Source organism: Gardnerella sp. CCPDSM (genome assembly GCF_056754715.1).
On sequence record NZ_JBQEQO010000006.1, the window covers coordinates 99,543 to 121,183 of the forward strand.

The window sequence follows — 21,641 nt, forward strand, 5'->3', positions numbered from 1 at the left end:
AATGAAAAGTCTAAGGATTTGGATTAAAGGTGCAAGAATTTACACGCTGCCAATAGGTTTGGTGCCTGTTGCTATGGCATTTGCGATTTCTCTTAGAATGATGCGTTTTTCGCATTTTGAGAAAGCAAGTATTAGTTTTGGGCAGTATTTTATACAATTTTTGCTTTGCTGTGCTGTTGCAGTATTTATGCAGATTTCCGTTAATTATGCGAATGATTACTGTGACGGTTTGAATGGTTTAGATGAGGATCGTAAGTTTCGTTCTGTAGCTAACAGCAATAATTCCAAGCCTTTGTGCGATGTATCTTGGCGTCTTGCAGACGCTGGTATTAAGCCAAAATCAGTTCTTAGAGCAGTAATAGTTTCTGCGTTTATTTCTTGCGTTTTTGGTTTGATTATTGTTTTTATAACTGGCATTTGGTGGTTTATTCCTCTTGGAATTGTGTGCGTTGCTGCAGCATGGTTTTATGCAGGAGGAAAGCACCCTTATGGTTATAAGGGTTGGGGAGAAGTAAGCGCTTTTGTGTTCTTTGGACCCGTGCCTTTTATTGGAAGCTTGTGCGCAATCACATACGGAATTGGCGTACAAGCGAACAGTATTTTTATTAATAATCCGTTAAGAATTTTTTATTGTGTACTAATTTCATTCATTCCTGGAGCTTATTCTGCATGCTTAATGATGGTGAACAATCTTCGAGATATTAAAAGCGATACCGCAAATGGCAAAATAACTGCAATGATACGCTTCGGTGAGATAAATGGCAGACGCTTATGCTCTGCTACTAGCATTGTTGCATTGCTTTTGTTATTAGCTTATTCGATTTCAATAATTGCTTTTCCTTCCGAAGTGCCTTCAATATGGCGTTTTTATGATCATGAGGTTTTCTTCACTTTTAGCATGCTTATGCGTAATGCTGGATGGCATTTAATTTTCGTTGCTTTTCAATGGCTTATATTGGTAGATCTCGTAATAAAAGCGTATAAATTTGCTAAATGCGTGCTTAATGGTGATTATAAAAATGCTTTTCCTCTGTGCGTTATTCAAGCGATACTTGCGTCGGTAGCTATGTTATTGTCAGTTATTATATAAAATAAGCAAAATAGCGCTAATTATATGTATTTTTTCGCGCGTCTTGTAAATCTTATGATATCATTGATTGACGCAAACATGGTGCTCGTGCGACTGTTTAAAAATATGCAGAATCACGCTATGAGGCGTGATGTTTACTAATGTTTGAATGTCGAGCGTGCACGCCGTGTTAATGATGCATGGCGATGTTGCCCTGTGTACGTGGCAAAGAAATGAGGTTTTTAGAACATGCCAGTTACGGATAAGAATGAAGGGACAGAGTCAACAATGCCTGAAGTACTTAGCGACGATGAACTTCGTAAAGCGGCAGATGAAGAAGCTGCTCAGCGTGAACTACAAAGCAAAAAAGCTCGTCACGTTCGTACTGTTGTTGTTGCAGAAGATGAAGCAGTTAACCGTATGGATTTGGTAGCAATGCTGGAAGATAACGGCTATCAGGTTGTAGGCCAGGCAGCTAACGGCCAGGAAGCTATTGAGTTGACGCGTGACAATCATCCAGATGTTGTATGCATGGATGTCAAGATGCCTGTTATGGACGGAATTACTGCTGCTGCTACGATTTGCGATGAAAATATTGCTCCAGTTGTTATGCTTACTGCTTTTTCGCAGGCAGATTTAGTTAAGCAAGCAACTGGCGCTGGCGCAATGGCGTACGTAACTAAGCCGTATGAGGAATCCAAGCTCCTTCCTGCTTTGGAAGTTGCTATGGGTCGCTTTAGTGAGATTAATGATTTGCTTGACAGCGTAGAGCGTGCAGAAAACAAATTGCATGATGCTGAAGATCAACTTAAGAAGACTGAAGAAAAACTGAAGAAAGCTGAAGATACTTTAGAGGAACGTAAGCTTGTTGATCGCGCTAAGGGCTTGTTAATGGACAAGGCTGGCTTCTCTGAGCAGGGTGCTTTCCGTTGGATTCAAAAAACTTCTATGGATCAGCGTATTCCTAAGAAGCGTCTTGCTTTGGCTATTATTGCTAAGTATAGCGATGATAAAGTAGAGTCTTCGGAAGATTAGTAAATATTATTTTTAATTTTAGAATATTTAAAATAATAACAGCATAGTTATTGATTTACGGAACGTGGGTGAATAGTCAACAGTGAATACCAACTTCGTTGAAGAACATTCTTCTGAATTTGAGAATGAGAAAGGAACGTTGTTGGTCGTTGATGGCCATTCCCTCGCGTTCCGCGCTTTTTTTGCAGTATCCGCAGATAATTTTTCTACTCGCTCTGGGCAGGCCACGAATTCTGTTTGGGGTTTTATTACAATGCTTTCGCAGGTTGTGAAAAAAGAACAGCCTGATTGTTTAGCAATTGCTTTTGACGTAAAAGGTGGCACTTTTAGAAATAAGATGCTTCCTCAATATAAGGGTACGCGTGAAGCTGCTCCTCAAGAGTTGCTTTCGCAACTTCCTCTTATTCAACAAATGCTTCAAGCTCTTGGCGTTAAGTACATTGAAAAGCCTGGTTATGAGGGTGACGATGTTATTGGTACGCTTGCAACAATGGGAGCAAAAGCAGGGTATAGAACTTTAGTTCTTTCTGGCGATCGTGATGCTTTCCAGCTTATTGATGATGATATTACAGTACTGTATCCAGGTCAGCATTTTAAAGATTTAAAAGAAATGGATCCTAATGCTGTATTTGAAAAGTATCATGTAACTCCTAAACAGTATCCGGATTTGGCAGCTTTAAGAGGCGAAACAGCAGATAATATTCCCGGAGTACCAGGAGTTGGTGATGGATACGCTGCTAAGTGGATTAACCAGTTCGGTAGCTTGGAAGATATTATTGCTCACGCTGACGAAATTACTGGTAAAAAAGGTGAAGCTTTACGAGAAAATATTGACCAGGTTCGTTTGAATCGTCGAGTTAATGCTTTGGTTCGTGATTTGGATCTTGGAGTAAGCGTAGAGGATTTGCATTTTGGTAATGTGGATGCTGCTAAGTTGGGTACGTTATTGTCTCAACTTGAGTTTGGTGAATTAAAGAAGCGTAAAATTCTTAAAACTTTTAGCCGTGGTACTCAGCAATCTATTGAAAATAATATGCACATTATGCTTTCTTCAACTTATGAAGAAAATGATGAAACTGAGGTTTCGAACAACACTGAGCAATCAACTTCTGATTCTGAAAATCTTCAAAACGTATTAGAAAATACTAAAGTAAGTCATATTAAAAATTTAGAAGATTTGCGCAAGTGGGAAAATAGCGTATCTACTTTTATAGAAGTAGAAAATAATAGTAGCGCAGAAAAAAATAGTAGCGCAGAAAAGCCTATTGACAATAATCGCAAATGCGCAGATTTAATATTAAATAATCGTGAATTAGTTATGTACGCGCATGAAAGCAGCCGTCAGTCAAAGCATCATTTTGGATTGAAAGCAGACTGCTTATTAATGCTTGTTAGGGGGAATGCGGCACTAATTTATGCTTCCGACTTGAGTTTGGAAGAAAAAACTTTATTGCCGTCTTTGCGCGAGTTTTTGCAAAAATATGCTTCTTCAATAGTTTTGCACGACTATAAAAAGCATTTGGGGTTGCTGTCGTCTCTAAAATTAATTGATGCTGAAAATTCCAGCATTATGCCTCTTCTTGACACGCGATTAGCTTCTTATTTGCTTGAGCCTGATTTTCGAGCTGAAACGCTTGAAAACATGTCGGAACATTATTTGGATATTTCAATTGATGAAGAAGACGCAAATAATGAGGAAGTTAAGCAAGGCGAGCTTGATCTTTTACTTGACGATTTAGAAAATTCTTCTAATGCTAAACAAGATATTGAAGAAACTAAGCGCAATGAAGAAAAGATTTTAAGAAGTGCAGTTCTAACTAAATTGTTAGCTCAACAATTTGCTCCAAAATTGGATGCGCGCAAGCAAACAGGCTTAATGGTTGATTTGGAAATGCCTATTTCTCGCGTGCTTAGAGGTTTGGAAGATGTTGGTGCTGCAGTTGATATGCAACGTTTGAACAATATGCTTAGCCAATTTTCTTCCGACGCTGAGTTTGCGCAAAATATGGCTTGGCAAGTAGCTGGAAAGAGCATTAATTTACAAAGTCCTAAGCAATTGCAGCAAATACTTTTTGAACATTTTGGTCTTAAGTCAACTCGTAGAACAAAAAATGGCTCCTACACTACTAATGCTGAAGCCTTGCAATCAATGTATGCAAAGCTTGATCCAGAAGAGCCTGCAAGCCAGTTTTTAGGCGCTTTGCTTAAGCATCGCGAAACTAACAAATTGAAGCAGATTGTTCAAAGTTTAATCGATGCAGCACATTACGACGATTTGCGTATTCACACAACTTTTGAACAAACTATTGCTGCAACTGGTCGACTAAGCTCTACGGATCCTAATTTGCAAAATATTCCTAACCGAAATGCTGCAGGTCGCGAAATTCGTGCGGCTTTTGTTCCTGGTGAAGGATTTGAATCTTTAATGAGCTGTGATTATTCACAAGTCGAATTGCGCATAATGGCACATGCTTCGCATGATAAAACTCTTATAGAAGCTTTCTGCTCAGGCGCAGATTTTCACAAATATGTGGCAAGTCTTGTGTATCAAATTCCTGTTGATGAAGTAACAAGCGATCAACGTTCGCACGTAAAAGCTATGAGCTACGGTTTAGCTTATGGTTTGAGTACTTATGGTTTAGCTAAGCAGCTTTCGATTAGTACAGCTGATGCTGGAATTCTTAAAAATAAGTATTTTGATACGTTTGGAAACGTTCATGACTATTTGGAATCTTTGGTTTCTAAAGCAAGAAAACTTGGTTATACCGAAACAATGTTTGGTAGACGCAGGTATTTCCCGCAACTTTCGTCAACAAATCGTGTAGCTAGAGAAGCTGCGGAACGCGGTGCTTTAAACGCACCAATTCAAGGAACTGCAGCAGATATTATGAAACTTGCTATGCTTCGCGTAGACGCTGGTTTGCGAAACGCTAAATTGCTAAGTCGCGTAATTTTGCAAATTCACGATGAATTGATTTTGGAAATTGCACACGGCGAGCAAGAGCAGGTAGAAAGCATAGTTCGTCAAGCAATGGAGAATGCTGTTAAATTAGATGTTCCGCTTAACGTATCAACTGGAGTTGGTGCAGATTGGCAGTTAGCAGCACACTAAATCTTTCGTAATTTTGCGTAAAATTGCTTAAATTTTTATGAATTTGAATAAATTTCCAACTTTTTTCAAATAAAAGCAACATAACGTGAAAAGTGCGCAAATATATGAGATACTTATAAGTATGCATATAAGACCAGGTTCCATGTATCCGCTTGGTGCCACTTATGATGGTGCCGGCGTTAATTTTGCGCTGTTTTCCGAAGTTGCAAAGCGCGTTGAATTATGCTTGTTCGACGAAAACGACAACGAGACTCGTATTGATATGACCGAGCAGAACTCATACGTGTGGCACAACTATGTGTCAGGCATTCAGCCTGGTCAACGTTATGGTTACCGAGTACACGGTCCTTACGATCCATCTCATGGATTGTGGTGCAACCCTCACAAGCTGCTACTGGATCCTTACGCTAAAGCAATTGAAGGAAATATCGATGGAGATGAAAGCCTTTTTACATATTGGTTTGCTAATCCAGATGATATTTCTGCTATGAATACTTTGGATTCTGCAGCTCATACGATGAAAGCAGCAGTTATTAATCCATACTTTGACTGGGGTAACGACCAGCATCCTATGATTCCATATCATGATTCTGTTATTTATGAGGCTCATGTTCGTGGTATGACAAATCTTGATAGTCGCGTTCCTGCGGATATTCGCGGAACGTACGCAGGTCTTGCGCACCCAAGTGTTATTTCATATTTGAAAAAGCTTGGAGTTACTGCAATCGAATTGATGCCAATTCACCAATTTGTAAACGATTCTTTCTTGCAAAATAAAGGATTGAGCAACTACTGGGGCTACAACACAATTGGTTTCTTTGCTCCTAATAATTCTTACTCAAGTTCTGGCCAGCGCGGCGAACAAGTAAACGAATTCAAGTCTATGGTAAAGGCTTATCATGCGGCTGGAATGGAAGTTATTCTTGACGTTGTTTACAACCACACAGCAGAAGGAAACGATAGGGGACCAACTTTAAGCTTCCGCGGTATTGATAACCGAGCATACTACCGTTTGGTCGACAACGACCAGCGTCATTATTTTGACACTACTGGTACTGGTAATTCTCTTCTTATGCGCTCGCCAAAGGCATTGCGTTTAATTACTGATAGCTTGCGTTATTGGGTAACTGAAATGCATGTTGATGGTTTCCGTTTTGACTTGGCTGCAACTCTTGCTCGTCAATTCCAGGAAGTTGATAAACTTTCTGCGTTCTTTGACATTATCGAGCAGGATCCTATTATTTCAAGCGTAAAGCTTATTGCAGAACCTTGGGATATTGGCGTTGGTGGTTATCAAGTTGGTGGATTCCCTCCAAGCTGGTCTGAATGGAATGGTAGATATCGCGATTGCGTACGCGATTTCTGGCGTTCTCAACCTTCAACTTTGCCTGAATTTGCAAGTCGACTTATGGGTAGTTCTGATTTATACGAGCAGAACGGACGTAAGCCAGTTGCTTCCGTAAACTTTATTACAGCTCACGACGGTTTTACCATGAATGATTTGGTAAGCTACAACGAAAAGCATAATGAAGCAAATAAAGAAGGCAATTGTGACGGCGCAAATGACAATCGCTCGTGGAATTGCGGCGTAGAAGGCCCTACTAGTATTCACGATGTTAACGAATTGCGCGAAAGGCAAATGCGCAACCTGTTCTCAACGTTACTTATGAGCCAAGGTATTCCTATGCTGTGCGCAGGCGACGAAGTTATGCGCACTCAGAACGGCAATAATAATGCCTACTGCCAGGATAATCCTATTTCTTGGATGAGCTGGGATTATAACGAAACGCAACGAGACATGTTTGATTTCGTTTCCAAGCTTATTCACTTGCGTTTGAATCATCCTGTTTTGCATCGTCGCCGCTTCTTTACTGGTCGTTCTGCTGGAGATGACGTAAGTGATATTCCACAAGTAGAATGGCTTGATCATAGCGGAACTGTTATGGATATGGAAGACTGGTCAAATACTCATGCTTTGTCAGTTATGATTTATTTGAACGGTTCAGATATTCCAGAAACTGACTGGTATGGAACAAGAATGGTTGATAATGACTTCATTCTTATATTTAATGCGCATTATGAGCCGATTACGTTCACTTTGCCAGATAAGCGCTACGGAGAAAAATGGAAGCTGATTGTTGATACGTATAATCCAAAAGGTCCTGAATTGCTGTATGAAGCAGGATTTAATATCGTAGCGCAATCTCGTAGCTTCTTGTTACTTATGAGCGAGCATAAGCCTGAGCATTAAAAATAACAAATAAATATAAAGTACCGTATAAATATAAAAGCAGCGTAGGTTGTTATCTATGCTGCTTTTATTATTTTATTAATTATTATTTATTATTATTAATTAGCAATTATTTTGCTGTGTTTACATTATTTGTGATACTTGCATTGCTTGTATTGCTTGTGATATTTCTGCTATTTGACACAATTGCTTGATTAATTCTTGATTGAAGACGATCGCTTTGCATTGCAGCAACTTGCCTAGAAAATACAATAATCCATCCAAGAAATAGTAGGCACGACAATGCTTCAACATTTGTAAGAGTATTTTGACCGTGAATCCACTGGTTTCCCGCCCAAGAAGTAAGAATAACCGCCAAATAAGAAGACACATAAAATGTGCGAGACAATCTAGGAGCCAACCATGGAAGGCAAATAAGCATAGTACAAATTAATCCCGTTACGCCTCTTGCACACAAATCGTGCATAAAAGGATGAGGCGTATAACGAAAAGTGCCAATTCCAATAAAAGCAATTCCGCCAAGAATAAGCAAAGTAGCCATAATAGTTGTGCGAATTTTAAAATGATGAGTACGCTCGCTATTGTTACGTTGCAAGATTTCTCGCTGTGTTGCAACAAACTCTGTAACAGCAAAGTAGCTTGTAATAATAATACAAATTCCAGCTAGTATTAAAGTTGCGTTAAACATGCTTGCCGCAAAAGTAGTTCTGTCTCCAAGTTGAGAAAAATTATTGTTATACCAATAAGGATCGTCTGTAGTAAGACCTGCAGTTGCAGCTCCAGAAATAACAAATAATGGAAGTAATGATGCAACCGTTTTTGCTTCAAGAAGTTCAGCTTGAATAAGAGTTGCGTAACCAACAATTCCCGACAAAGCTGAGCATAATACAGGCAGGTAGCTGTTCATTGCAGATCTGCCAATAATGCTGTTAATAATAGAAAGCAAAGCAAAAGACATAAGAAACATTGTTGCACCGTATATTGTTGAAAGTGCAGTAATTTCAAAAGTATGTTTTGCAATGCGAATTAAGTGATGGCCAGTAAATTTTTTATTTGTACGCAAGTATCCAACAATAAAAGCGCCAACGCTACACAAAGCAACTATTCCCGAAGCAGTAAGAAACAAGCGTTGACTTATTTGCCAAAATGCAGGCATTATCAACATATATGTTTTCATAACAATTATTCCACAGACGGCGCATGTGAGAAATGCTATTAATCCAACTGCTTCTGTCCGCTGAAAACGTCCCATACATTAGCCCCTTTGTGTGTGTCAAACTATTACTATTGTAGCGTCAGGCAGAAATACAATTATTTTAGAAAAAATATTTATTTAACGTGTGTCGTAATTTGCATTTGTCGGCAAAGTGCGCTATTGTAGTTGATTGTGCTTGGAGCTGGTAATCAGTTCAAAAGCCTCGGGGTGTAGCGCAGTTTGGTAGCGCGCCTGCTTTGGGAGCAGGATGTCGCAGGTTCGAATCCTGTCACCCCGACTTTTTATATCTAGCGCAATATGCAAATTTTAATTTACTTTTCTTAACTTTAACCGTACATGTCAATCGATAGTATTCATAGTATGAGTGATATTAACGGTACTGTAGATTGCGTTACTTCTTGGGAAGCGTCGTATGCTAATCATAAATTAAAAGCTTGTGTTGAGGTTCCTGGTAGCAAATCTTTGTCAAATCGTTATTTAATATTGGCAGCTTTAGGCACAAAACCTGTAGTTTTACAAGGATTGTTGCGCTCTAGAGACACAGAGCTTATGATTAACGCTTTATCTACATTCGGCGTTGAATGTGAATCACTTAACCAAGATGGCACTAAACTTCGCGTAATTCCTCCAGAGGACGGAATTTTTAGAGTTCCAGATAATGCTGAAGTATATTGCGGATTAGCAGGAACTGTAATGCGTTTTGTTGCAGCTTTAGCTTTATTCGCGAATAAAGCTGTGCGATTTGATGGAGATAAGCAAGCTTATGCTCGTCCTATGAAGCCGGTTCTTGACGGTTTACAGCAGCTTGGTGCAAGCGTGGAATATCACGGAGAAGTTGGTTTCTTGCCTTTTACTATCACTCCTTATGAAGTTGAATCTAAAGTAAATAATTCTTCTGAAAAAGTTGTGCGAATCGATTCTTCTTCATCGTCACAATTTATTTCTGCTCTTCTATTAGTTGGCTCACGAATTCCTGGTGGATTAAGGCTTGAACATATTGGTGAAAAATTGCCAAGTATGCCGCATATTCGTATGACTATGGACGATATTTGCAAAGCTGGCGGAACTGTAAATATGACTAGCAACGCAATTTGGCATGTTAAAGAGAGCAAAATAACTTTAGCTAATGCTGTTACTGTAGAGCCTGATCTTTCTAATGCTGCGCCATTTTTAGGAGCGGCATTGATTGCTGGAGGAAGTGTTAGTACGCCTAACTGGCCGCTTTCAACAACTCAGCCTGGAGGATTGCTTCCAGAAATATTAAAGAAAATGGGTGCAAAAGTTAGTTTTGAAAAAACAAGTGATGATGCTGGAATAATGCACGTAGAAAGCAATGGTGTGATTAAAGCAATTCCGCATCTTGATTTGAGTGCAGCAGGGGAGATTGCTCCGAGTATTGCAGCTATTCTTGCTTTTGCGAGCGGTCCAAGTGAACTCCATGGTATTGCGCATTTGCGCGGTCATGAAACTAACCGTTTGCAAGCTTTAGTTGAAGAATTAAATCGAGTTGGGATCGGTGCTAAAGAGCTTGAAGATGGCATTCGTATTGAGCCAAGTAACAATATGCATGGGGAAGTGATGGAAACTTATGCAGATCATCGCATGGCAACGTTTGCTGCAATGCTTGGATTGCGTATAGAAAACATTCTCGTTAAAAACATTGCTACGACTCGAAAGACGATTCCAGATTTTCCAGGCATGTGGCATAAAATGCTTGAATAACAAATAATCCCGAGCCTTGTTGACTCGGGATTATTTATGTCTATTTATATTTTTATTTATTTAAAACACTAACGGTTTAGTGATTAAACTTGTTGCCGTAGGTATCTTCGCCAGCTTCAGCAATAGCTGCAGCCTTGCGTGCAATTGCCAACTCTTCGTTCGTTGGAATTACAGCAATAATCACAGAGCTATCTGGAGTGGAAATAACGCGTGGCTCCTTAGAACGAACGAGGTTCTTTTCCTTGTCGAGCTTAACGCCGAATGGCTCAAGCTTTTCGCATACGCGAGCGCGCACGATTTCGTCGTTTTCGCCAACGCCTGCTGTAAAGGTAATGACGTCAACGCCACCCATTTGGGCAGTGTAGTTGCCAATGTAACCAACAATGCGGTGTACGTATACGCCGAGAGCAAGCTCAGCGTTTTCGTCGCCTTCAGCAATAAGCTTATGAATATCGCGCAAATCGCCGTGGCCAGTCATACCCATCATGCCGGAACGCTTGTTGAAGAGAGTGTCAAGCTCATCCACGTTCATGTGAGCGTTACGAATAAGGTGGAACACTACTGCAGGATCGATATCGCCAGTACGGCCGCCCATCATCAAACCTTCGAGTGGGGTTAAGCCCATGGAAGTTTCAACTGGCTTACCAGAAATCTGAGCAGAAGCAGAAGCGCCGTTACCAATGTGCAAAACAATCTGCTTCAAACCTTCTGCAGGCTTACCAACAACGCTTGGAACAACAGAACCAATGTATTCGTGAGAAGTGCCGTGAGCACCGTAGCGACGAATATGATAACGGTCTGCAATTTCCTTATTCAAAGCATAAGTTGCAGCAACCTGTGGCAAATCATGGAAGAATGAAGAATCAAATACCATAATCTGTGGAACGTCTGGCAAAAGTTCAGTCATGACTTCAGCGCCAACAGCCTCTGGGCCGTTGTGAAGTGGAGCCAAAACTGCCAAATCCTTAACCTTATTAATTGTCTTAGCGTTTACTAATGCAGGCTTAGGGAATGTTAAACCACCCTGAACAACGCGGTGGCCTACGGCTACAATGCCAGATTCCGAAAGCTTTGGACCATATTCTTCGAAGAATCCAAGAACTCGCTTTAAGCCCTGCTCGTGGTCGTGAACTGGCTCATCGAACTCATGCTTTTCGCCATTGAATACGTGCTTGTAGTGTCCGTCAACCGGCTCACCAATCTTCTCAACGATGCCGGAAGCGATACCTTCACCGCTTTCCAAGTCAACGAGCTGATACTTAATCGAACTGGAACCAGAATTGATAACAAGAACGGTCTTTGCCATGTGGGCATCCTCCATAAAGTATTGATAAGGCTTGTAAATTGCCACGCTCTAGTTTAGCGTTAAGTTCCTACAAACCTGTGTTTATTTACTACTGTAATAAACCTTATCGCTATGGAGAATGCCACAACGATAAGGTTTAGTTGAATTTAGTTGAATTTAGTTGAATTTAGTTGAATTATTCGGATTGTGCTTCCAAAGCAGTTAAAGCAACAGTATTGATAATATCTTGCACCAACGCGCCACGAGATAAATCATTAACAGGCTTATTTAATCCTTGCAAAATAGGACCAACTGCTAATGCTCCACTGGAACGTTGAACAGCTTTGTATGCAATATTTCCAGCGCATAAATCAGGGAACACGAATACGTTTACGTGACCTGCAATAGGATTATCTTTTGCTTTTGCTGCAGCAACTGTAGGAGACCAAGCGGCATCAAATTGAATAGATCCAACAACAGCTAATTCAGGTGCTTTTTCTTTTACTATTTGCGTTGCTTCTTCTACAGTGTCAACATCTGGGCCTTTTCCGGAACCAAGAGTTGAGTAAGAAAGCATACCAATTTTAGGATCAAGTCCAAATGTTGCAGCTGTATGAGCAGACTGAATTGCAATATCTGCTAGTTGCTCTGCATTCGGGTTTGTATTAATAGCGCAATCTGCAAAAACTGCTACGTGATCTTTAAAGCACATAAGAAATGCGCCAGAAACAAGCTTTGAGCCAGGCTTCGTTTTTATTACTTGTAATGCTGGGCGCACAGTATTTGCAGTGGAATTAACTGATCCGGATACAAGACCGTCCGCTTGTCCAAGCACAACTAGCATAGTTCCAAAATAGCTTGCATCACTAAGCTGTTCTCTAGCTTGTGACTCGGTCATTCCTTTCTTTGCTCTTAATTCGCAAAGTTTTGTAATCATGTGGCTAAGCATTGCTTCATCGTGCATAGATTGGAAGCTAGCTTTGCACACTGAATTAAGATTTAGTTCTTCAGCACGCTGCAAAATCGATTCGCGTTCGCCAACGATAATAAGATTCACAATATCTCGTTCAAGCAAATAATCTGCAGCTTTTAATATGCGATCTTCTTCTCCTTCTGGAAGAACAATAGTTTTCTTTTGTTCTTTTGCTTTTCCTAGAAGGCTGTATTGAAAAGCGTATGGGGTAGTTGGGGCATTAAATGGCTGATGAAGAGCATTAAGAACATCGTTTTCTCTAACGCAATGTACGAATATTTCTAATGCACTATTTTTATTTTCTTCATTTATTTGAGGTAATACCCATAATGGAGTTTGGCTTACTCTAGTTTCTTTTTCATTAGAATTTGCGTAATTTCTAGCAGTGTAATCCCTCATAACTTCAGCGCCAAGTTCTTCATGACAGTCAGTAACAAAAACGCCTAAAATTTGTGTGCAAGCCTTCATAATACAAGCGTTTGCTGTATTAATAGTTTGTAAGATTTGCTCTGCGTTTCGTCCTTTAGCTGAAACTGTAAGAAAAACAGGTGAAGCTAAGTCTGCTGCAACAGTTGCGTCGAAAGCAAATAAATCTGGATCATATACAGGACTTGCGTCGCTTGAAACAATAACGGAAGCTTGAGCGGATGTTGCTTGTAATACTTCATTGTAACGTGCAACAATATCTCCGCGAACTGTTTCTTTATTCGTTCTGATTATTTCTGGAGTTGATGCAATAACTTGATCTACTGTAGCTGAAGTATTTGCAATACCTATAAGTTGCCTAGTAAAAGTGTCATTGGGCTGAGCGCATGGACGAAAAACAGTAGTGTTGTAGTTGTTAGATAGAATATGTGCTACTCCAAGTGCTACAGCGTTTCTGCCGTACATATCTTCGTTGCCAATAATTGTTACATTAATATGTGACACGATGCGTTCTCCTTTGATACTGTTCGTGCTTGTTGCAAGGTTTCATATTGTAAGAATTTAAATTATTTAAGTTCTTACAATACGACCAAACTTGTTCTATTGTACGGCTTTTTGATTTTATACACGCACATAGTAACAATTCTGCAATATAAATTTAATTTGTTATTTGTTATTTGTTATTTATTTTTATATACAAAACGGGAGCCAATCTTTCGATTGACTCCCGAAATGTTTAGCTAACCAGTTTTAGCTTTAATAGCTTAAAACTACTCGTTATCGCCAGCGGTTGCGGCGGTAGCGGTGACAGCGCCTGGCTTGTCGGTCTTAACGCCTGGCCATACCCAATCGGTGTAGTCTGGGTGATCAAGACCCTTGTCGACTGCATACTGGAAGGCTTCGAGGCGGAAGTCCTCGAGCTTCTTGATTTCGTCGGCATACTTAGCGGCGTCAACCATGCGCAAAGCTTCAGCGGTAAGCTCGTAACGATCCATGTCGTTCACGCGAACCATATCGTATGGCGTGGTGGTGGAACCCTGCTCCTTGTAGCCATGAACGTTGAAGTTGTCGTGGTTTGGACGATCGTAGATCAAGCCGCGAACGTCATGTGCATAGGAGTGGTAAGCGAGAAGGACTGGCTTGTCAGCGGTGAAGAGCTCAGTGAACTCTTCGTCAGTCAAAGCCTCGTTGTTTTCCTTAGCGGACTGCAACTTGAGCAAGTCAACAATGTTAACGACCTTGAACTTAACGCCAAGCTTGTTCAACTTGTCTGCAGCGGCCATCAATTCCTGCTGTGGAACATCGCCAACACCAGCGAGAACAACCTGAACTTCGTCATTGTTCTTAGCGTTGGAAGCCCACTTCCACTCTGCAGCACCCTTCTCGAGCTCTTCGCGAGCTTCGTCGAGAGTCAACCAAGTGGCGGCTGGCTGCTTGCCAGCGAAGATGGCGTTAATCATGTTGGTGGACTTGTAAGCCTTCTCAGCAACAGCAAGCAACATGTTGGAATCTACTGGGAAGTAAATGCCAATTACGTGATCGTTGTTGAAGGTCTTGTTCAAGAGCACGGAGGTTACGCCTGGATCCTGGTGCGAGAAGCCGTTGTGATCCTGACGCCATACGTGAGAGGATACCAACAAGTTCACGGAGGAGATTGGCTTACGCCATGGAATCTCGCGAACGGTAGCTTCGAGCCACTTTGCGTGCTGGTTCAACATGGAGTCGATAACGTGTACGAAGGACTCGTAAGAGCTCCAAATGCCGTGACGACCGGTGAGCAAGTAGCCCTCGAGGAAGCCTTCCATCTGATGCTCGGAAAGCTGCTCGGTAACCTGGCCGGTTACAGCCATGTGCTCATCAACCAAGCCGGAAAGGTAGCCTGCGTCCCACTGCTTGTTGGTTACTTCGTAAGCAGCCTGCAAACGGTTGGAAGCGGTCTCATCTGGGCCGAAGATACGGAAGGAATCTGGGTTGTTCTTGATGATGTCACGAGTGTAAACACCAAGACGACGGGTAGCTTCGAGCTGACCCCAGCCGTGACCGAATTCCTTAACTTCCTTGACTTCGTAATCTTCGAGCTTTGGAAGCTTCAAATCTTCACGAATACGACCACCGTTGGCGTTTGGATTTTCGCCAATACGGAGTTCGCCCTTTGGCATGAAGGAAAGAACGTCTTCCTTCACAGCACCCTTTTCGTCGAAGAGCTCTTCAGGCTTGTAGGACTTCATCCAGTTCTTCAAAACCTCGAAGTGAGCTTCGGTATCGCGAGCGGAAGCCAGTGGAACCTGGTGTGCACGCCAAGAACCTTCGGTCTTCTTGCCGTCGATGAACTTCGGGCAGGTCCAACCCTTTGGAGTGCGGAAGATAATCATTGGGTAGTAAGGGCGAGTGACATCGTTGGTCTGAGCCTCGGCCTTAATATCGCAAATCTCGTCGAAGATGGTTTCGAACATGTCGGCGAAGCGACGGTGGATGGACATATGATCCTCATCGTCGAAGCCAGCAACGAACTCGTATGGTTCGTAGCCCATGCCGTGGAAGAACTCATGAAGCTCTTCGTCGGAAATGCGGGAAAGAATAGTTGGGTTAGCAATCTTGTAACCATTCAAGTGCAAGATTGGAAGAACGATACCATCGGTACGTGGGTTTACAAGCTTGTTGGACTGCCAGCCGGTAGCCAATGGGCCAGTTTCAGCTTCGCCATCGCCGACGATTGCTGGAACGAACAAGCTTGGGTTGTTCATAACAGCGCCGTAAGCGTGGGAGAGAGCGTAACCAAGCTCGCCACCTTCGTGGATGGAGCCTGGGGTCTCAGGAGCGAAGTGAGAAGGAATGCCGCCTGGGTAAGAGAACTGGCGGAAGAACTTCTGCAAACCAGCTTCGTCCTTTGTAATCTTTGGATAGTACTCAGTGTAAGTACCGTCGAGGTAGGACTGAGCAGTACCAGCTGGGCCGCCGTGGCCTGGACCCATGATGATCACAGTGTTCTGCTGGTGATCAGCGATGAAGCGGTTAATGTGGCCAATGAGGAAGTTAAGACCTGGAGTGGTGCCCCAGTGGCCAACCAGACGATGCTTAACGTCTTCGCGGGTGAACGGCTCCTTCATTAGAGGGTTGCTGCGAAGATAAATTTGGCCGATTGCAAGGTAGTTGGCAACACGCCAGTACTTGTCTACGCCTTCGATAGCTGCCTCGGAAACTGGAGCGTTGAGCTTCTTCCAAGGTGTGCCAATAACAGGACTCGTCATGTGTACTCCTGTACTCAAGCACTTTTCAGTGCAATTTGATCATTACCATTTGGTTATAGAGACTGGAAAACAAATGTATTACAGCTCTTTTTCCATCCGTTTCAGTATAGTGCCAGCGTCTGACTTTTGTTCGTTTGGTTACTTCTTCGTGCATTTATGTTGAGAAAATGTGTGATTATGTGCGCAAAAAATTAGCCATTTGTATAGATTATGTTATCTTTGATGTTCGTTTTTTGCTTTGTTATTCAGCGTTTCGCACAAAAATCTATCAAAGCTATCTATTGGCTTATAATTATCAATGTAACTTTTATATGCAATTTTGGCGTTTTGCAATTACGCAACGTCGCAAAGCTTCACTATTATAAATTGAATCGTGTTAGAACCTATATATAAGGAGAATCATGGCAAAAGGACCGGTGCTTGTCGTTGATTTTGGTGCACAGTATGCTCAGCTTATTGCTCGTCGTGTTCGAGAAGCTAATGTGTATTCAGAACTTGTTCCTCACTCAATGCCAGTCGACGAAATGCTTGCTAAAGATCCTCAAGCCATCATTCTTTCTGGCGGTCCTGCTTCTGTTTATGAACCAGGCGCTCCAGATATTGATCCAAAGATCTTTGAAGCTGGTGTTCCTGTTCTTGGCATTTGCTACGGATTCCAGGTTATGGCTCATGAGTTAGGTGGAGATGTAGATAAAGCTGCTCTTGGTGAGTATGGCAAAACTTCAGCAACTATTGACGACTCTGAAGGTTTGCTCGCTAATTCTCCTGTTGAGCAAAATACTTGGATGAGCCATGGTGTTGCTGTTAAGCGCGCTCCAGAAGGTTTTACAGTTCTTGCTCATACCGAAGGTGCTCCAGTTGCTGCAATGCAAGACGAAAGTCGCAAGCTTTACGGAGTGCAATGGCATCCGGAAGTGAAGCACACTCCGTTAGGACAGGAACTTATTTCTACTTTCTTGCACGAATGTGCAGGTCTTGGAAATAATTGGAATCCTTCAAATATTATTGAAGATCAAGTTGCGAAGATTCGCGCCGAAGTCGGGGATGCTCAAGTTATTTGTGGTCTTTCGGGCGGTGTTGATTCCGCTGTTGCTGCAGCGTTGGTACATAAGGCAATTGGAGATCAGCTTACTTGCGTATTTGTTGACCACGGTTTGCTTCGTAAAGGCGAAGTTGAGCAGGTTAAGCATGATTTTGTTGAAGCTACTGGCATTAAGCTTATTGCGGTAGATGCTGAAGATGATTTTTTGGATGCGCTTAAAGGCGTAAGCGAGCCAGAGCGTAAGCGCAAGATTATTGGCGAAAAGTTTATTCGCACTTTTGAAAAAGCTCAGCGTCAGGTTATTGAAGAAGCTGGTAAAACTGGAGCAGAAGTTAAGTTCCTAGTACAGGGCACTCTTTACCCGGATGTCGTAGAATCTGGCGGCGGTGACGGTGCTGCAAATATTAAGTCGCATCACAATGTTGGCGGTTTGCCAAAGGATTTGAAGTTTAAGCTTATTGAGCCTTTGCGCACGCTGTTTAAGGATGAAGTTCGTGCTATCGGTACTGAGCTTGGTCTCCCAGACGAAATTGTATGGCGTCAGCCTTTCCCTGGCCCAGGCTTAGGTATTCGTATTGTTGGTGAGATTACGCGCGAACGCTTGGCTGTGCTTCGAGAAGCAGATGCCATTGCGCGCGAAGAGCTTTCTAAAGCTGGTCTTGACCGCGATATTTGGCAATGCCCAGTCGTGCTTTTGGCAGATGTTCATTCTGTTGGAGTTCAAGGCGATGAGCGCACATATGGTTCGCCGATTGTGCTTCGTCCAGTAAGCTCTGAGGATGCTATGACTGCTGATTGGTCTCGCGTTCCTTACGACGTGTTGGCAAAGATTTCCACTCGCATCACAAACGAGTGCCGTCAAATCAATCGCGTTGTACTCGACGTAACTTCTAAGCCGCCTGCCACTATTGAATGGGAATAATTAATCACAAATTATTTCGATTTGTGTTAAAACGGCTGATTTGCAAAAATTGCGTATTTTTTGCTACTCTAAATCGCCGGGGGTATTGCTTTATGCATAACTGCGATACCCCCGGCGTGTATATTATGCAATTGAACTGATATAATAAATGCATTGTGTAAGTTGTTGTTTTAATATGTTTGCTATATGTTATGCGATGGCTTGTGTGTAATAAATAAAGTTTTGGAGTATTGGTATGGCTGATGGTGTGCCTAAATACATTGCTGTGCGAGATAATCTTCGCGCTCGCATTGATTCTATGGAAGCAAACGAACAATTGCCTCCAGAAATTGAATTGTGCAAGCAGTACAACGTTAGTCGCATTACGTTGAGGCATGCTGTAGACACACTTATTGCAGAAGGTTTGTTGGTGCGTGAGCAGGGTAGGGGAACATTTCGCGCTCCTGAAATTATCAATAGTCGTAATAAAGTGTTTATTTCGGATCGTGCGCAAGGTTTTTACGAGCAAAGGTATTCAAGCGATTCTGTTATTACAATAAAAGTTTTAGAAAATGACGTTGTTCATGATGAAGATGCTGCTGTGCGCTTAGGCTTAAAGCCAACGGATGAGCTTATTTGCTTAAAGCGTTTGCGATACGTAGATGGCGTGTTGTCGCGCTACAGCGTGCTGTATTTATCTGCTTCGCGTTTTCCTAAAGTTCTAACTCATGATTTTTCAGATGAATCTTTATCTGATTTCTTGAATAAAGCATATGCTGTTGAGCTTGCTGAAAGCGAAGTGTCAGTTTATGTTGAAACACTGTGTGACAGACTTGCTATACTGCTTGATCTTGAAGATGGAACTCCTGCAATTGCAGCTAAATCAATCGTAAAAGATAGGTTTGGTGCGATTATTGCTTTTGGTGCTGCTATATATACGCCAAATTCTGGTGAGATTACTTTCCACTTGCACGCTAACGATTAATGAATAATTATTAATAATTTAGCAAGTCATAATAATTAATTTACAATCCGTGCAAGTTGTGCATGATTTGTAGCGCTTGATTTGTGATATAGCGTAGCTTCTTGCTACGCTATATTTTTTTACGCTATATTTTGCGATTTTTTAAGTTTTGTTTTCTTGCAACTTTGGTTTTACAAAACAAAAAAGTCTTGCTGATTTCTCAGCAAGACTTGTTCGTGTCCGGAGCGGGACTTGAACCCGCACGCCTGTACAAATAGGCACTAGCACCTCAAGCTAGCGCGTCTACCATTCCGCCACCCGGACGGGTGTTTTAAGCAACAGATAAGACTATAACATCTTTTTTGCGTCTTCGCTTCGGCGTGTTGAAAAATTTGCGTTTTTTTAAAAAAATAATGAGCTAAATATGTCTGTATAGTTTAAATTAAGCCATTTTTGTCATTAAAATTTTCTTTACCATCTGGCTGGAAATCAACAATATGCACAGGCATGTTCTCTGTATTTCCGCAAGAATCAATAAAAGAATGCTGTGGCAGTGACTCAGTACTATGATTTGGATAATCTCTTCTTGAAAATGATCCGCGAGACTCATGACGAGCTAACGATGCTTTTAGCACAGCTTCAGCAAGTGTTGTCATATTCTTAATTTCCCATATAGCGGTAAGTTCTTGGTTAAAAATCAAATTATTACTGTGGCAAGTAATATTTTCAATTCGCTCAGCTAAAGTGGTTTTTATATTATTTAATGCTGTTTTAATTGAATTTTCATCACACGATATTGCTACCGCGTTTTCCATAATTTGACCAAGTATTCCAAAAAGCGTATAAGGATTATCTTCTTTTTTAGAATTTTCTACAGTTTCTTCGCTATTTGAAGCATCGTCAGTATTTACAATATTTGATTTAGTTAGTTTATTAATTTCTGCAATGCGTTTTTGATACAGATTTTGTAATACCGTATTTGCTGAATTGTTCTCATCGCTTTCGTCGCAACTTTGCGCACTTACGCTTATATTTAATAGATTTTTTGCTATTGCAATTCCTGCTCGTTTTCCAAAAAGGCAAGCGTCTAGCAACGAGTTTCCGCCTAATCGATTAGCTCCATGAACTCCAACGCATGAGCATTCGCCTGCAGCATACAATCCACTAATAATGTGTTGCTTGTTATTGTGATATTGATACACTTCGCCGTTCAAAGTAATAGGTATTCCGCCCATAGAGTAGTGGGCAGTAGGGCGAATAGGAACCATATCTTTACTTGGGTCAAGATGAGAGTATTGTTCGATTGTTTCTGTGACTTGTGGCAAAACCTCTAGCATATGAGTTTTGTTGATTTTTGTCATGTCAAGCCATACGCAATCATTTTCTTTGCTACCTTTTTGCGCATTTGTTGAATCGCATACTCCACGACCTTCGCGTATTTCTTGCGCGATTGCTCTAGACACAATATCTCTTGGAGCTAAATCTGCGTGCACAGAATCATAATTTTTCATAAACGCTTCGCCGTTAGCGTTACGTAATACTCCGCCTTCTGCTCGTGCTGCTTCCGACAGTAATATTCCAGTATGTGCAAGACCAGTAGGGTGGAATTGAATGAACTCACAGTCTTCAAGCTGCAAGCCTGCATTTAGCGCTAACGCCATTCCGTCTCCGGTTAAATCCCATGAGTTAGAAGTTGTGGAGAATAATCTTCCTGCTCCGCCAGTTGCAAGAAGTACTGATTTTGCACGCATAGCGCGCACTTGACCCTTTGCAAGGTCAAAAACAACAATACCTTCAACTTGTTTCTCATTATTGATTGCAATATCTGTTACATAACAATCTTCATAAAAAGTAATATTTTCAGCAACGCATTGCTGCCACAAAGAGTATAAAATTTGATGGCCTATTCTGTCAGCTGCAAAAGCTGCGCGAGTAACTGGTTGCTTTCCAAAATTAGCTGTGTGCCCACCAAAGCGTCGCTGGTTAATATGACCATCTTTTGTGCGCGAAAAAGCAACTCCATCATGTTCGAGCTGAATAATTGTTTGCGTAGCTTCTTTTGCAAGAATTTTAGCCGCGTCTTGGTCGCTTAACCAATCTCCGCCATGAACAGTGTCGTAATAATGCCATTGCCAAGTGTCATTGTCAACGTTTCCTAAGCTTGCTGCAATACCGCCTTCAGCAGAGCCCGTGTGCGAGCGCAAAGCTGGTATTTTAGAAATAACCATAATTGACGGTTTTTTACCATTCTTTTTTACGCTCGCATATTCAGAAGATTTAACCAATCCAAGTGCTGCAGATAATCCTGCAGCTCCAGCGCCGACAATAATAACATCGTAGTATTCACTTGATTGCATGTTTTTATTTTCGCACACATATTGTATTGATGCTGTATTG

The 21,641-nt window shown here is 41.5% G+C and carries 12 protein-coding genes and 2 tRNA genes; 8 read left to right on the plus strand and 6 right to left on the minus strand.

The annotated features are described in order from the left end of the window. Position 1 precedes the first annotated feature (1 nt). The 4 genes from menA to glgX all read left to right on the plus strand — a co-directional run bounded on the left by menA (position 2) and on the right by glgX (position 7,467). On the plus strand, positions 2-1,090 hold the full coding sequence (gene menA / locus ACTJLE_RS04985; protein ID WP_481267691.1) for a 1,4-dihydroxy-2-naphthoate octaprenyltransferase: 1,089 nt from the start codon (positions 2-4) through the stop codon (positions 1,088-1,090). 228 nt (positions 1,091-1,318) lie between these two features. Then, complete coding sequence (locus ACTJLE_RS04990) at positions 1,319-2,104, plus strand: ANTAR domain-containing response regulator (RefSeq protein WP_481267692.1); 786 nt, start codon at positions 1,319-1,321, stop codon at positions 2,102-2,104. Between the two features lie 82 nt (positions 2,105-2,186). Next, positions 2,187-5,216, plus strand: coding sequence for a DNA polymerase I (polA, locus tag ACTJLE_RS04995; protein WP_481267693.1), 3,030 nt, complete (start codon positions 2,187-2,189; stop codon positions 5,214-5,216). A gap of 121 nt (positions 5,217-5,337) precedes the next feature. Next, entirely contained in the window at positions 5,338-7,467 is a 2,130-nt protein-coding gene (glgX, locus tag ACTJLE_RS05000; protein ID WP_481267694.1) for a glycogen debranching protein GlgX, read from the plus strand. A gap of 109 nt (positions 7,468-7,576) precedes the next feature. Here the strand turns inward: glgX and ACTJLE_RS05005 are convergent, their stop codons facing one another. Continuing rightward, on the minus strand, positions 7,577-8,719 hold the full coding sequence (locus tag ACTJLE_RS05005; protein ID WP_481267695.1) for an ABC transporter permease: 1,143 nt from the start codon (positions 8,717-8,719) through the stop codon (positions 7,577-7,579). Positions 8,720-8,886: 167 nt separating this feature from the next. Between ACTJLE_RS05005 and ACTJLE_RS05010 the strand changes: the two genes are divergently transcribed. After that, a tRNA-Pro gene (locus tag ACTJLE_RS05010) sits at positions 8,887-8,960 on the plus strand. An 83-nt stretch (positions 8,961-9,043) separates the two neighbouring features. Next, a complete protein-coding gene (gene aroA / locus ACTJLE_RS05015) occupies positions 9,044-10,405 on the plus strand; it encodes a 3-phosphoshikimate 1-carboxyvinyltransferase (RefSeq protein WP_481267696.1) in 1,362 nt (453 codons plus the stop codon). Positions 10,406-10,481: 76 nt separating this feature from the next. On the opposite strand, the gene ACTJLE_RS05020 is transcribed toward aroA, so the two are convergent. The 3 genes from ACTJLE_RS05020 to ACTJLE_RS05030 all read right to left on the minus strand — a co-directional run bounded on the left by ACTJLE_RS05020 (position 10,482) and on the right by ACTJLE_RS05030 (position 16,337). Next, positions 10,482-11,711 (minus strand): acetate/propionate family kinase, encoded by a 1,230-nt coding sequence (locus ACTJLE_RS05020; RefSeq protein ID WP_481267697.1) that lies wholly within the window; start codon positions 11,709-11,711, stop codon positions 10,482-10,484. Positions 11,712-11,886: 175 nt separating this feature from the next. Continuing rightward, entirely contained in the window at positions 11,887-13,593 is a 1,707-nt protein-coding gene (pta, locus tag ACTJLE_RS05025) for a phosphate acetyltransferase (RefSeq protein WP_481267698.1), read from the minus strand. 266 nt (positions 13,594-13,859) lie between these two features. Further along, the gene (locus ACTJLE_RS05030) at positions 13,860-16,337 is read right to left on the minus strand and encodes a phosphoketolase (protein WP_481267699.1); all 2,478 of its coding nucleotides are present in this window, start codon (positions 16,335-16,337) and stop codon (positions 13,860-13,862) included. Positions 16,338-16,738: 401 nt separating this feature from the next. Here ACTJLE_RS05030 and guaA point away from each other — a divergent pair, with 401 nt between their 5' ends. Together guaA and ACTJLE_RS05040 are read left to right on the plus strand one after the other, a co-directional pair. Next, entirely contained in the window at positions 16,739-18,301 is a 1,563-nt protein-coding gene (gene guaA / locus ACTJLE_RS05035; protein WP_481267700.1) for a glutamine-hydrolyzing GMP synthase, read from the plus strand. A gap of 235 nt (positions 18,302-18,536) precedes the next feature. Further along, positions 18,537-19,265, plus strand: coding sequence for a GntR family transcriptional regulator (locus tag ACTJLE_RS05040; protein ID WP_481267701.1), 729 nt, complete (start codon positions 18,537-18,539; stop codon positions 19,263-19,265). A 216-nt stretch (positions 19,266-19,481) separates the two neighbouring features. Here ACTJLE_RS05040 and ACTJLE_RS05045 read toward each other — a convergent pair. Together ACTJLE_RS05045 and ACTJLE_RS05050 are read right to left on the minus strand one after the other, a co-directional pair. Beyond that, positions 19,482-19,568: transfer RNA gene (locus tag ACTJLE_RS05045), tRNA-Leu, on the minus strand. A gap of 113 nt (positions 19,569-19,681) precedes the next feature. Next, complete coding sequence (locus ACTJLE_RS05050) at positions 19,682-21,601, minus strand: FAD-dependent oxidoreductase (protein WP_481267702.1); 1,920 nt, start codon at positions 21,599-21,601, stop codon at positions 19,682-19,684. Between the last annotated feature and the right edge of the window lie 40 nt (positions 21,602-21,641).

Bases quoted from the DNA above. Each gene is read 5' to 3' on its own strand.
- menA (WP_481267691.1), top strand. From the start codon at position 2: ATGAAAAGTCTAAGGATTTGGATTAAAGGTGCAAGAATTTACACGCTG.
- ACTJLE_RS04990 (WP_481267692.1), top strand. From the start codon at position 1,319: ATGCCAGTTACGGATAAGAATGAAGGGACAGAGTCAACAATGCCTGAA.
- glgX (WP_481267694.1), top strand. From the start codon at position 5,338: ATGCATATAAGACCAGGTTCCATGTATCCGCTTGGTGCCACTTATGAT.
- ACTJLE_RS05005 (WP_481267695.1), bottom strand. From the start codon at position 8,719: ATGGGACGTTTTCAGCGGACAGAAGCAGTTGGATTAATAGCATTTCTC.
- aroA (WP_481267696.1), top strand. From the start codon at position 9,044: ATGAGTGATATTAACGGTACTGTAGATTGCGTTACTTCTTGGGAAGCG.
- ACTJLE_RS05020 (WP_481267697.1), bottom strand. From the start codon at position 11,711: ATGGCAAAGACCGTTCTTGTTATCAATTCTGGTTCCAGTTCGATTAAG.
- ACTJLE_RS05030 (WP_481267699.1), bottom strand. From the start codon at position 16,337: ATGACGAGTCCTGTTATTGGCACACCTTGGAAGAAGCTCAACGCTCCA.
- guaA (WP_481267700.1), top strand. From the start codon at position 16,739: ATGGCAAAAGGACCGGTGCTTGTCGTTGATTTTGGTGCACAGTATGCT.
- ACTJLE_RS05040 (WP_481267701.1), top strand. From the start codon at position 18,537: ATGGCTGATGGTGTGCCTAAATACATTGCTGTGCGAGATAATCTTCGC.
- ACTJLE_RS05050 (WP_481267702.1), bottom strand. From the start codon at position 21,601: ATGCAATCAAGTGAATACTACGATGTTATTATTGTCGGCGCTGGAGCT.